Source organism: Okeania sp. SIO2C2 (assembly GCF_010692625.1).
In the GTDB taxonomy this organism is placed as follows: domain Bacteria; phylum Cyanobacteriota; class Cyanobacteriia; order Cyanobacteriales; family Microcoleaceae; genus Okeania; species Okeania hirsuta.
The window spans coordinates 54,173-69,037 of record NZ_JAAHGM010000004.1 but is presented as its reverse complement, the minus strand read 5'-3'; the positions used below and the strand labels follow the sequence as shown (position 1 = coordinate 69,037).

The window sequence follows — 14,865 nt, the reverse complement described above, 5'->3', positions numbered from 1 at the left end:
CGCGGGCGGGCAGCCCGAGACAAAAAACGGACGCGGAGGCAAGCGTAAGACTTGCGTACAGTGAGCAGCAGCCTATGAAACGTCAACCCACCGAGGAGCTTCGGCTCAGTAGGAATTCCCGTGACTTTAGGCCGGGGAGGATGTCAACAGTGAACTTAATACCAATGGATAGTAAATTAGTCAACCAGGCTAGATATTGGCCTTTGCTGTTATTCGTGCTTATATTAAGCTCCTGTGGAGGTAGAACACCACAAGCAGTAGCACCCCCACCTACTGCGGTTGAAATAGCCAGAGTCAATCGAACTCAAGTGGCAGACAGCACAAAGTATATCGCAACAGTAGAAGGAAAAGAAAGAGCAACTATTACGCCAAGAGTAAGTGGACAAGTAAGTCAAGTATTTGTATCACTAGGTAACAGAGTTAAAAAAGGAGACCCCATACTGCAAATAGATCCTTCTCAACAACAGGCAGTTCTTGATAGTAATATTGCTCAGATAAGTTCAGCTCAGGCACAATTAGATAGTGCAGAAGCTCAACTAAGAGCCTTGAGAGATGATAAAACGGACCTAATTGCCCAAAGAGAATTAAATTCTGAAAGAGCTAATCTAGATAATGCTGAAGCGAACCTCCGGAGGGAACGTCAGGAACTAAATAGATTACTAGCTGAATTTGGCTTTCTGTCTGAAGAAGCTAATTTAGAAAATACTCAAGCAACTCTCAGGTCAGAGCGTCAGGAACTAAATAGATTACTAGCTGAATCAAGTTCTTTATCAGAAGAAGCACAATTAGAAGATGCCGAAGCAGCTTTACGAGCACAAAGAGCTGAAAAAGAAAGAAGGGAAGCGACTTTAGAATACCAAAAAATTGAACAAGTAAGATTTTCCACTTTGTATGAAGAAGGAGCTGTCCCTAAAGAAAGGTTTGACCAAGCTACCCGTGACATTAGACAAGCTGAAGCTGAAATAGATGCTATAGAACAAGAAATTGATGCAGCACAAGCACGAGTAGAAAGTGCCAAAAAAGACTTACAAAGACGCACAAGTACATTAGATGCTCAAATAGCAGCTCAAAAAGAAGTTATAGATGCTGCTAAAGCACAGGTAGAAAGTGCTAAAAAAGACTTACAAAGACGCACAGGTACATTAGATGCTCAAATAGCAGCTCAAAAAGAAGTTATAGATGCTGCTAAAGCACAGGTAGAAAGTGCCAAAAAAGATTTGCAGCGTCGTATTGAAACTTTAGATGCTCAAATAGCAGCTCAAGACGAACAAATTTCCTCTCAGGAAAGTCAGGTAGCTCAAGTTCGCGGTCAACTACAACAAACTCAGGCAAATGCAGTGGCAGAACAAGTAGAGTTACAATATTACAATATTCTTGCTCCTATTAGTGGGGTGGTTGGAGAAGTAAAACCGAAAGTGGGTGATTATGTAGATAGTCAAACTCCATTAACCACTATTCAGGACAATAATACTTTAGAAGCTAATATTAATATTCCTATAGACCGACTTCCTGAAATTAGACTGGGTACACGAGTTGAATTACTTCAACAAACAGGTCAATTAATTGGTAGCAGTAGGATATCTTTTATCTCTCCAGATACAGGTCAAGGAACTCAAACTGTTTTAGTCAAAGCAATATATGACAATGGGGAAAAGAAACTGCAAACTAACCAGCAGGTAAAGGCAAGAGTCATCTGGGAAGAAAAGCAAGGATTAACTGTTCCTATTACTTCTGTCAGACGGATCGGAAATCAAGCTTTTGTTTTTGTTGCAGAAGAGAAAATCATGGATGGTGAGAAAAAGTTGATTGCAACTCAAAAACCTGTGAAGTTGGGAAGCATTCAAGGTGAATATTATCAAGTAATTGAGGGATTGAAAAGCACTGACAAAATAGTTGTTTCCGGTGTGGTAAAACTCCGGGATGATATACCTATTGCTGATGATTCTGAATTGGGCAATCCCATTGAGAAGAAAAATGAGAAACAGTCCCTCTAAAATATAGATGGGGAGATGGGGAGATGGGGAGATGGGGAGATGGGACCCACCCCTAACCCCTCCCAGGAGGGGAATGTGGGGAGATGGGGAGATGGGGAGATGGGGGGATGGGGGGATAGAATATTGAAGTAGTTATAGAATTCTAAATATATTAGACATCTGGTAAAAATCAAAAATAAAATCAATTATCGTACAGAAATTATCAATTATTTTCCCCTCCATACCTATTCCCTATTCCCTCTTTTCTGGAGATGTTTATTATATAACTGGATTCTATAGCAATGTGCGCTGGCATATTTACAAATTACAAGAGGTGTCCAATAGCTAAAATCTTATATTATAGGTTTTTTATTCCCCCTGTTGCCTGTTGCCTGCGCGCAGCACTATAACTGATAACTGATAACTGATTCATTATGCTTTTAAGTATTGCTGATACCTTTATCAAACGGCCTGTCTTAACGACAGTCTGTACAATCATAATTATATTAGCGGGGGCAATTTCAATTCCATTGTTGCCCATTGCCCAATTACCACAACTAGCTAATACCGAAATTCAAGTATCATCAACCTATATTGGAGCTGATGCTCAAACCACAGAAAATACCGTAACCACAATTTTAGAAAGAGAAATTAACGGTGTTGAAGACATGAAATATATGTATTCCAACACCAGTAATAGCGGTCAGACGAGTATTAATATTGTATTCCCTAATGATGTAGACCGAGACACCGCTCAGGTTAATGTTCAAAACCGAGTTTCTCAAGCAGAAGCTTCTTTACCAGATTTAGTCAGACAAACAGGTATTACTGTAGAAGCTGCATCTCCTAATATTCTATTAGTAATTGCCACTTACTCAGAAAAAGATGAAAATGGCAACTTTTACTACAGTCCTGACTTTATGAGTAACTATATTGATCTCAACGTCTTAGATCAAATTAAGCGTATTCCTGGAGTTGGTCAGGCGACAATTTTAGGAGAACGGAAATATGCCATGCGCATTTGGCTTAACCCCCAGAAAATGGCAGTTCGTGAATTAACAGCTCAGGATGTAGTCAATGCTTTGCAAGAACAAAATATTCAGGTGGGAGCAGGTAAAATTGGTCAAAACCCGGCACCACCAGATTTAGTTTATGAAATTCCTCTGCAAGCTATTGGTAGGTTAAAAAATGCCCAAGAATTTGAGGATTTAGTGCTGAAAGTAGATGAAAATGGTACTTTGGTTAAGGTTAGAGATATAGGTAGAGCTGAACTTGGAGCGGAAAATTATGATCTAGTTACCACATATAATGGAGACCCGACTACGGGTTTAGCAATTTATCAACTTCCTGGTAGTAATGCTCTAGAAACAGCAAATCAAATCAAAGCTACAATGCTGGAGCTTAGTCAGAGTTTCCCCCCCGGATTACAATATAGCGTTGCTTATGATACAACCTTATTCGTGGAAGTATCATTGCAAGAGGTAGTTATTACTCTACTCCAGGCAGTAGGGTTAGTGGTTTTGATTATCTTTATTTTTTTACAAGATTGGCGAGCTACTCTGATTCCAGCGATCGCTATTCCTGTAGCTTTAATTGGGGCAATGGCGGGTTTGAAAATTTTGAATTTTGAAATTAATACTCTGACTTTGTTTGCTTGTACTTTGGCATCAGGTCTGGTGGTGGATGATGCGATCGTAATTGTGGAAGCAGTCTCAAGTAAAATTGAACAAGGAATGAAGGCAAGGCAAGCAGCATTGGATGCGATGGAGGAACTTACTGGAGCAACGATCGCTACCTCCTTAGTTTTGATGGCTGTGTTTATTCCGGTTTCATTCTTCCCTGGAACAACTGGAGTAATTTACAAACAGTTTGCTTTGACTATTGCTTTTGCCGTTGCCTGCTCAACTTTTAATGCTCTGACCTTCTCTCCTAGTATATCTGGTTTGTTACTGCGTCCAAAAAAAGAAGCTACTGGACCCTTGGGATGGATATTTGATACATTTAACCGAAGTTTTGGTTGGCTACAAGATAAGTACGGTAAATTAGTCAGCTTTCTCACTCGCATTAATATCATAGTAATGGGGATTTTTATTGCGGGTCTAGTGGCAACTGTTTGGATGTATGGTTTAGTTCCTGGTGGTTTTGTTCCCGAAGAAGACCAAGGTTATTTTATCGTCATTTATCAAGCTCCTGACGGAGTTTCCCTCAATTATAATGCTGATGCAGCAGCCAAAATTCAACAGGAAATTGAGGAGATTGACGAAATCAAATCTTCTTTTGGTGTTGCAGGGTTTGGTTTTGATGGTCTCAACCCTAGTCAAGGGGTATTTTTCGTGCTACTTAAACCTTGGGAAGAACGAACTTTACCAGAGCAGTCTGTTTATGGCATCACCAGAAGATTAAATGGAGCGTTGCAAGGAATAAAGGAAGTGAATGCCTTTGCTGTGAATGCCCCACCAGTACCAGGATTAGGTAGTACAGGAGGTTTTGAGTTTCAGTTGCAAGACCGAAGTGGTAGTTTGCCTATTCAAGCATTACTCGAAAATGGTAATCGATTAATTGGGGCAGCTAATTCCCCAGAATATCCTAGTTTACAAGCTGTTTATAGTCAGTTTAGCGCAAATAAGCCTCAGAAGCAAATTGAAGTTTTACGTGATCGCGCTAAAGCATTAAATGTGAATGTTAATGATATATTTTCTACCTTACAAATTTATTTCGGTTCGTCTTATGTGAATGATTTTGTTTTAGGGCAGCGCCAGTATCGGGTTTATGTTCAAGCAGAACCTGAGTTTCGTTCTAAACCTGATGATATTAATCAATTGTATGTCCGCTCTGTTGATGATCAAATGATTCCCCTGGGAAGTTTAGTCAGAATCAGAGATTTTGTCGGGCCGGAGATTATCACCCACTATAACATTTTCCGTTCCATGAAAATTCAAGGTGGACCTGCTCCTGGTTATAGTTCTGGGCAAGCGATCGCTGCTATGGAGAAAGCTTCGGAAGAATTGTTAGACCCTGGTTTTGGTTATGCTTGGCAGGGTAGTGCGTTAGAGGAAAAGTCTTCCGGTGGTGCTGCACCGATTATTTTTGGCTTGGGTTTTGTGATGGTGTTTCTGGTGCTATCAGCTCAATACGAGAGTTACATCGACCCTTTAATTATTATGCTCTCGGTACCACTGGCGGTATTAGGCGCTCTGGTAGCAATTTGGTTTCGCTCGAATATACTTATGGCTGGTTCTGTTTGGCCAGTGGTGACAAATGACGTGTATGCTCAGGTTGCATTGGTGATGTTAATTGGTTTAGCTTCTAAGAACTCAATTTTGATTGTAGAATTTGCTAACCAGTTAAGGGATAAGGGTGTAAATATTACTAAGGCAGCAATTACAGCAGCAGAGCAACGTTTTCGACCAATTCAGATGACGGCAATCTCGAGTTTGATTGGTTTTACGCCTCTAGTTATTGCTACTGGTGCAGGTTCGGGTAGTCGTTGGTCTCTTGGTACTGCAATATTTGGAGGAATGTTGTTTGGTACTCTTTTGAGTTTGTTGATTACTCCTAATTTATATATTGCTATTAAAAATTTGGAGGGATGGTTGTTGAAGGGTGAAAAACCTAAGAAGTCAGAGCGACCTGATTTGTCTAATGGATATGAATCTGTTGATGATGGAATCAAAGATCATCATAATGGACATACTGTAGCTAATGGTGCATCAGAAAATCAAGCTGATTCTACAACAGAAACTGTTGACTCCGATCTTGATGAGGCGGTTAGGGAAGAACCACAGAAACCTAAAAGCTAGTGTTGCTAGGGGGGAAGTTAAAAGTCAGTGGAAGTCAAAAGTATTGAAGTGAGGGCGTTAGCGGAGCTTGGCGTTAGTCAATACCATTTGCTTGGCATAACTATCGTTAACGCCCCTACAGATGGTGGTTTAAAGATCAATTTGCATACAGCGCTTTTCAGATGGATGAACCACATCGTCATAACCAAAACCTTGTAGGGGCACCTGCGGAGTATGCGAAGCATAACTATTGTTAACGCCCCTACTCCTGACTCCTTTCTTGTTATTTATAACTATTCAACCGGACATAATATAACACTGATGCTACCGGATTTGAGATCACAAGCGATTGTGAAAAAAGTGAGGATTTTTACCCAAGCAAAAGCCGAAAAATCACTCTGACTATTGTTTTGGATACTGACTCTGTAATTCCCATTTATTCTAGTCCTAACTACTCCCTTTTTCCCCTCCTGGGAGGGGTTATATGATGTCCGGATAATTAGTGATGAAAAAACTTATCAAGAGTGCTTAAACAATAGAGTTGTCGCTAAATAGAGGGGAAAAATCGTTCCAACCTAGACAGAGCAATAATTCCCAGACTTTTTGGTTGCCAATAGCTACAATCCTTACAGAACAAAGTTTTTGGGGATTTTTTAAGTTATAAAGCGACAAGTCTAATAAATCTTTCTATTTTCTCTACTCCCCTACTCCCCTACTCCCCTACTCCCCCGCTCCCCTACTATCTTAATAATAAGTATTCAACCGGACATGATATTAGGGGTGAGTCCCTAACCCCTCCCCCAGCAAAAAGACTTTCCATACGCAAACCCTAGTTAATTTTAGGCTCATTCGCTCCAGGTTGGTTTGGAAGATTCCAGACGTATTTCTGACAAGTTTCTCTAGCTCCCTTTGCCTCCTTATCTTGTGGATTTTTTAAGACAGGATGGTAACGTAATCTATTACAACCTATCTGAAGCCAAGTTTCCGAAGTACCACCTTTCCAAAAATTTACTGTCCCATCTTCACTACTACTGATAATCTGGCTACCATCCGGTGTAAAAGCAAACGAAGACACCATCTTTTTATGTTGTAACGCTTGAGCAATTTGATTTCCTTCTAAAGTCCACAAGCGAATAGTATTATCATCACTAATTGGATTATCCAGGTCCCCTCTTGATACTTGACTGTTTCCACTAGCACTAACAATATATTTTCCATCTGGACCGAACGCAACTGCATTAATAGGTTGTTTATGACCCTTAAAAGCCTCTCCTTTTTTACGACGATGTTTTAAATCCCAAAGCATCACTGATTTATCATTACTTCCACTGGCTATATACTGACCATTTGGACTAAAAGCAATTGTATTGATCTTTTTTGTATGACCTTTAAAAACATGAAGTAACTTTCCTTGCAAGTCTGATAATTCTATGCTTCCATTTTCCAACCCGCTGATAGTGTGCTTATTATCTGGACTGAAAGCAATGTAAGTAATCTGTTCTTTTCGATTGAAGCTTTCTTTATTTTCTTGTTGATAATTAAATAAATGAACTATTCCATCCTCAGTAGCACTTACAATATATTGATTATCTGAACTGATAGCAACAGCAGTTAAATTCTTTGCTTCTACAAACCAATTCTTTAGTAATTTTCCTCGAATATCCCATAAAAAGATCGTCTTCTTTTTATAACTATCTCCGTTAAGATTACAGTAATTACAGTAACCAATGAGATACTGACCGTCAGAACTGAAAGTGACAAAATCACCATCAGATAATTCTTGCAAACTACCAATTAAATTTTTCTGCCTGTCAAATATTCTGAATGTTGGATCATTGTATATTCCTGAGACTTCTTCTCTGCATGAAACAAAAACGTGTTTGCTATCTGAGCTCAATTTAATATCTTTTGTCCAACCGCTACAGAATTGTTTAGAAGTCTCCCTCTCAATATCCCAGATTCTAACTGTTCCATCATTTCCTGCACTAACTAAATACTTACCATCTGAACTAAAGGTAACTTTACTAATCCCAACCTCGTGACCTTGAAAAACACCCAGTAGATTCAGTTCTTGATCTGCGACTTTTAAAGTTCCATTCCAACTAGCACTGACAATATACTTACCATCTGGACTAAAATAGTAAGATTTAACGTAACCTCCAATGTTAGAAGCTACAGACTCATAAAATGGCTCACGAATAGTTTTTCCACTCAAGTCCCATAATTGTGCTTCCCCATAACCCTCAGCTTGACCAGAACTAGAAACCGTAATATACTTACCGTCTGGGCTAAACATAGGTATCACCTCAGAATCTCCTATCTTGAAAAGACTATGTAAAGGTTCACCTTTCAAGTTCCACCACTGTGCTGAATGTGAAGTATTATTTCTGTTGAGGCTAATAATACTTTGTCCATCTGAACTAAAAGCAACAGAATCAACAGAAACATTAGAGTCAGATAAATTTTGATGATTGGGAAAAAGTTTTCCAATTTGCTCACTTTGTATATCCCATAACCTGACAACACCTTCATCAGTACCACTGACAATATAACGGGAATTAGTAGGGTGCATATCTACTGATTGAAAATAACCATCAGGAGAATCAAATGTACGGAGTAATTTTCCTTTTATATCCCATACCTTTAAAGCAGTACTTTCTTGGGTCAAAAGATACTGACTATCTGCACTAAAAATAGCCTCATTTATTCCATTTTGATCTGGTTCTAATGTAGCAATTGGTTCACCTTTTATATTCCATAATTTCACTACTTGATTTTCGCGATCGCCATGGAAACTAACAATATATTTACTATCTGGACTAAACTTAACTTTTTGCCCTTTTAAAACTCTAATCAATTTACCTTCTCTATTCCATAAATACCCTTTGTTGCTGAGAATGTATTTACTATCTGAACTGAAGGCAACAGAATCATCATATTGATTATCTTTTTCTTCTGGTTTTTTTTCCAGTTTGCCAATTAAATTTCCTTGTATATTCCATAGTGTAGTTGTTCCATCGGACGCAACACTGACCACAAGTTGATTATCGGGACTGAGCTTCAAATCCTGGTAGTAGCAAAAATCATAAATAGTGGTACATTTTTCCTTGTTTGCGTCTGCTTGCAAAATAGTTCTTTCCTGAGCTACTTCTGTTGCTTGACGCAAACTCGACTGAACCGGAGCCAACATTTTTTGGAACGGTAGTTTTGAAAGTGAAATATTATGACCTGTCGCTTGAATTGCTAAAACTAGACCATTAACAGGCTCGGTAGAAAGCAAATTCTGCGCTCTAGCTGCTTTCTCCCGCAGAGTAGTTTGCTGAAGTTGGAACCAAATTGTAGCACTAAAAATAACTGTTCCCAAGATTACTGAGCCAGCTATACTCCAACGCATAATCTTATTTTGGCGTTTTTTACCGATACTGTGCCGCACAAACTCACCTTCTACTTGGTTAAGCCAGTTATCATCGGATTTAGACACCTTTTTCAACAAATCAAGACGAGGGTTCCCATTCCAAAGAAACCTTGCCTTTTGCTCTCTTTCCCATTCCTCAGCCGCCGGAGTTAACCGTCGTTGCAGAATTAAACTCTCCTCATGCTCCTGCTTCCACATCAACAACTTTTGCCATCCTGTCACCAAAGCATCATGGACTGGTTCCACATATTCTTGACCTTCAGTATCTAATCCTTTAACAAGCAAACGTCCTTTAACAAAGCACTCAATTATCTTTGTTACCTGCTGATTTTTTGGCTCTGGATAAACCAATTCAGAAGTTGGCACTCTTCTGCGAGCTAGTTCACCACTACGAATAGCTACCATTCGCAGCATTACATCACGAATTGTTGATGAGTCAACTTTTTCTTCATTTACTAATTTGTTATATGTGTCGTCAGCAGTTTTGATCAGAGAGCGTGTCACTCCACCTGTATCTTTATAATCTGCTTCAGTAATAGTTCGGTCATCTCTCTCCTTATTTTCCTCAGCTTTGAGATATTTCAAATAAAGCTGACTCAAAGTGAAAGAAAGTAGAGGTAAAGCACCAGGTGTTTGAATCACTTCATCAATTAAAGCATTGACTAACTTTGAGGACTCAAAAAATAATGTCCGTTGTGCAGCAGGTTCTTCTATTATTTGTTGTAACTCTTCCCTATTCATCGGAGTGACCATAAACCTGCCATTTTGCCAAACCTGTTGCCAAACCTGTTGCCAATTTGTATCTTTATACTTGTCCTGATTCAAATCTCTGAGTTGAGGTTCAAAGTCAGAACGCAATGTCATTACAATTCGGAAATTTTCAGCTATTTCTGGTGCTGCTAAAGCTTCTGCTAACAAATGCAGAAAATCTTCTCTATCCTGGTCATCTTCAGATAAGGTAATTATTTCTTCACTTTGATCTATAGTCAATAATAACTTAGTATTCGGATTCTTTTTACTCCATCGATGAATAATTTCAGCTAAAAATTGAACATTTTGATGTAACTTCTCAACTAATGAATCAAGCTCGAAACCTGTTGTAATTGGCAAGAATGCTGCTGCCAGTGCCGTAAAAGGAAGTTCTCCTGGTCTCATTGTTTCCAAAATGTACCACTGCTGTCCATCTGTTTCTGCTTCTTGTTTAATAGCAGGTATTAAACCCGCTTTGACTAAGCTAGATTTACCCGACCCAGAAAGACCTAAAACTACTGTAAGTTGATGATTTTTCACCTTCGCCATCAGACCTTCTTTAGGATCTTCAATCAGCCTTTTTCTACCATAAAATAACTGACTATCTTCTTTTTCAAACGAAGCTAAACCTTTGTAAGGATTCGTACTTTCATCTAGTTTAAATTCTGCTAGTTTTTCTGGTTTAAAATTAGATCGAGGAAAGATATATTCACCCTTTAAAAAAACATATTCATTGATTTTTGGGTCGTATTTTTGAGGTTGAAACAGCACAGGAGTTTGTCCTTCGGCAACTTTCCGTAATTCGTTTTGCAAATAGGTAAACATTTCATGGGTTGTAATTACTTTGTCATCAATAATTGCTTCCAGAAATTTGTCGCTATCTCCATCTCCATCTCCATTGAAGTTGCCTGTGAGTATTTTTAAGAGAAAATAGGCAAAGGGTGAATGCCCATTCTTATTCCCCCTTTTACCAAAACGAAATGAATCTAATGCTTTCTCATCATGGCCTGCTGAAGTAATAATTTGCTGAGTGCTATGTTTAATGAAGCGGTCATAATTTTGTTTATAAAGTCTCCGTGGTCTGGCTACATTTCTACCCTTGCTTACCCAAGAAATTCTACCTGCAAAACAGCAGTCTAAAATCATTAACAAATGATGACAGTCTAAGTTAGTTAAGGTTTCGTATACTTTGTTCATAGACAACCAAGTTTGATTGTCATTAGCATCTGCATCTTGAGGCATAAAATAACCAGCAGGTTTACCTTCTTCGCTATCTTCCGCTTCTTGATCGAATCCATGACCTGCAAAATAGAATAAGAGGCGATCGCTTTTTTTAATTTGAGTTAGCTCTCCCTCTAATTCAATTTTCTTGTTTTCAAGATTTTCTATAAGTTTACTAAATTTTGCCTTAGTTGCTCCTTCATCAAATAATCTTAAAACTTGATAATTGTATTTTTCCTGAAGAACATTTGCTACAGAATTAGCATCATAAACAGCATTCTTCAGTTTAGGAATATGGGTATATTGATCGATACCAATGATAATTGCTAAATTTCGCTTAATTCTTACCATAAGGGAATAGGGAATAGGGGAGTAGTCCAGTAGGGTGCGTTAGAGAAGCGTAACGCACCGACAGAGGAAAAACTAAATGGTGCGTTACCGAATAATTAAGGTTTGCTAAATCAAAGTCTGTTGGTAGGGGTAGGAGACAGGAGAAATGGAAATTATAGAGAAGGTAGTCTTCAATAATGGATAATTGATAATTACCTCTCCCTAAAAACGGATAGTCCAGGCGTAGGTTGGGTTGAGGAAGGAAACCCAACAGTAGCAAGGTTTTGTTGGGTTTTCCTTCGGAAAGCTCCGCTAACACTCCGTTCAACCCAACCTACATTTTTAGGCGTGTCAGTCTAGTAGGGTGCGTTAGAGAAGCGTAACGCACCGACAAAGGGAAAACTAAAGTGGTGTGTTACGACGGATTGTTAAATCCCTTTCACAATCTAAATTGTAGCCGTCTAACACACCCTACTGGACTATAATTATTAATTACTTAAAGCATCTACCAAAGCTTCCAATCCTGCTTTTGAAGTAAAGTAGGTCAAATGATCGCAAGCAACATCCGGTAATATCCTTGGTTGAGGAGAGCGATCGCTACTCACTTTTTTAATATTTGCTAGATGCACCGCAATATCATTAGGTTCCGCACCAAAAACCAAACCATCAATAAATAGATTAGTAACTAGATTATTAAAAAGTTTTGCCTTAAACCTTTCTAAGAAACTAGATTGTTTTTTCGATGTTGGCATCAATCGATCTCCAGAAATAATAGTATAACGAACATGAGGATCGGGATTCTCAGCAAGTTTCGTAATAAACTCTGAATCAGGTTGCATTTGAGCAAGAGAATTATCATTTGCCTCTATAATCTTACCCCCTAAATCCGCTACGACCTTCGCAGGCCAAGGCATTGCAGGGAATTTATTCATACCAAAACTCAACAGAACAGATGCTAGCTCCTTAACTGCTGGCCAAGGAGAACCTCCATTGGGAGTACCCAACATCACTAAATGTTGCACAACTTCATTTCCTCCTTCTTGTTCGATAAACCAGCGAGAAACTAATCCTCCCATGGAGTGAGCAACAATATGTAATTCTTTGCCATGATTTGCTCCTAAACCTACAGTTTCCAAACGTTTTTTGAGCAACTGCGCATTTTCTTCAATAGTTGTCTGGAGATTTTCGTAGTCGAAAGTTAAAACCAGGTCATAAAGTTCCCGTAGAGGTCGTTTTTCCGCATTTATTTCTACTTTTGCCCTTTGAACACTACCAACCATAGTTTCGGTATCGCCAATAATACCATGAATGTAGAGAACTATTTTCTGAGCAGAATCAACTTGTTTCTTAACTTCCTCCATATTTTTCTCATAACTCACCTTTTCCCGATTATTTTCTTGCTTCACCTCTGCTGATGCTAAAATCGGATATTCATAGGAAGTTCCGAATTTTTGACTCCTGAATTTTTTGAAGGAAATTGTAATTGAACCACCTAGACTACGACTACTGGTAGTTGGTTTAGATAAACGTTCCAAGGTAATTTCTGTTTTGTCTCCCTTCTTCACACCCTGACCGAGAGGCAAGAAAAATTCACCATCATAACTATAAGGTAAAATATATTCATTCTCTTCTAAGGGTTTGTCAACCACTAGCTTTAAAGGTGCTTCTTTGGTAACCAAGTTAATATCATTGACATCCAATAATTCCACAGCACTTAATCCTGGATCGCTATTACGACTGTTGGTAAATTGAAATGATTCAATTACTCCTGGTTCTTCTTTGAATAGGGATGGTGTAATCACATTACCCACATCTCGTGTAGTTTGAGAGATAGTAGTTAGAGTTACTTTTGCTTGCAAACTGGGATGAGATTGTACTTCAACTCCATTCATTAATTTAGCGTTGCGATCTGATTGTATTTGTTCCGCATCTCTGGGTTTGACAATAGTAACTGCTACTTCTTTCGTAATCCAATCATCAATTTTTCTCTTAGGTCTTCCCACCGCACGGGTAGAAACTTGCTGCATTAAACTCTCAAGTGTTCCTTCAGCACCTGACAACGATCTTGTCTGTTGAGGAGGTGCTAGTCCTTCTTGCTTTAGTAGTTCGGCATTAAAATCTGTCTTACTCACAATCAGCTTCAAGACATCTCTGGTCTCAGTTATCCCATTTTCGAGAAAATTTTCTGGAATCTCGAGAGGCACCAAACTTTCAAAACTATTGCTCTCATCTGAATTCGCTCCTGGAAGTGCTATTGTAATTTCTTGATCCTCCCAAGAGTTTTCCGGTTCCGCAGAATACTTGATCTTAGGCTCTATCGAATAATCAGTTGAAAGTAAGAAAACAGCATAAAATAATTTGTGGTTGCTATGATTTGTGACCTTAATTTTGATCAATGGACTTTTCCATTGCCCATCTTCATATTTATACTCTAAACACTGCTCAGAAGCATTTACAATCAAGTTATCTGAATCTCCAGAAGGTTCACTCTGAGATTCATCATCATCATCATAATACCAATAACCATACTTAGTAATTTCCATCTCCACATCATTAGCTTTAATACTACTCTTAAGACTTTTTAACTCAAGCAAATTCTTCCAACGAGCGATCGCTTCTAAAGCTAGAATTGCTTCCTCAGCAGCATTTTTGCTATAACCTGGTTTTTTAGGAATGGGAGCAACCACAGGAGTCCCTCTTTGATTAATCAAGTATTGTCCTTTATCCACTAGCAGAGTATACTTAGCTTCTGTAGAATCTTCAACCCATTCAACATATAGAGATTTTTGACCAGAATTGATTTCTTCTAGAGCTTGCTTTGCTAAATTTATACCCTCTTCTTCTGTCAAATTCCCCTGAATGTCAACCTTTAATTTTTCTATAGGCAAACTGGTAATAACCGCCCAATAACTTTGATTTTCATCTAAATTTCCTTGAGTTATTTCTACCTTGCTTTTTGTGGTCAATACTTTAGTCACTTTAGCATCTCCAACAGCTTTTGATATTTCCTTTAAATCATCAGCAGTGCTTCCCGCAGGAAATATAGCTAATAAAGTAGTTTTACTAGCAGATTTAGATGTTTTCGGAATGCCCTGTAATGCTCCACCATCAATCTGCCAACCCTTCTCTTTAGGTTTTGTGTTGTAGGTTAAAGTCAAATAAAAAGGACGTTCCGGAATTGCATCCCCTAAAAAGGATTCTTTTAAGTCTTCTGGGTTAGTTGCTTCAAGTTGAGGAACTTGATTTTGAGCTTTGCTCTTAACCAAAGCTGCTACATTTCTAGCTAAATCAGAGTAAGATAAACGACCATCAGTTTGTTGTAAGGTTTGCAGGAGACAGTAAGAAAAAACGCCTCTACGTTCGCCATCATCTCCTTTATATTCCTGTGCCAATTGGT

Annotated in this window: 4 protein-coding genes; 2 read left to right on the top strand and 2 right to left on the bottom strand. The window is 38.6% G+C overall.

The window, feature by feature from the left end; genetic code table 11:
* Nucleotides 1–149: 149 nt before the first annotated feature.
* Both F6K18_RS03895 and F6K18_RS03890 read left to right on the top strand, forming a co-directional pair.
* On the top strand, nt 150–1,994 hold the full coding sequence (locus F6K18_RS03895; RefSeq protein ID WP_287518833.1) for an efflux RND transporter periplasmic adaptor subunit: 1,845 nt from the start codon (nt 150–152) through the stop codon (nt 1,992–1,994).
* A gap of 413 nt (nt 1,995–2,407) precedes the next feature.
* Complete coding sequence (locus tag F6K18_RS03890) at nt 2,408–5,773, top strand: efflux RND transporter permease subunit (RefSeq protein WP_287518832.1); 3,366 nt, start codon at nt 2,408–2,410, stop codon at nt 5,771–5,773.
* Nucleotides 5,774–6,581: 808 nt separating this feature from the next.
* Here the strand turns inward: F6K18_RS03890 and F6K18_RS03885 are convergent.
* On the bottom strand, nt 6,582–11,489 hold the full coding sequence (locus F6K18_RS03885) for a caspase family protein (protein WP_287518830.1): 4,908 nt from the start codon (nt 11,487–11,489) through the stop codon (nt 6,582–6,584).
* A gap of 467 nt (nt 11,490–11,956) precedes the next feature.
* Nucleotides 11,957–14,860: a peptidase C14 caspase catalytic subunit p20 gene (locus F6K18_RS03880; protein ID WP_287518828.1), complete on the bottom strand. Its 2,904-nt coding sequence runs from the start codon at nt 14,858–14,860 to the stop codon at nt 11,957–11,959.
* Nucleotides 14,861–14,865 lie beyond the last annotated feature (5 nt).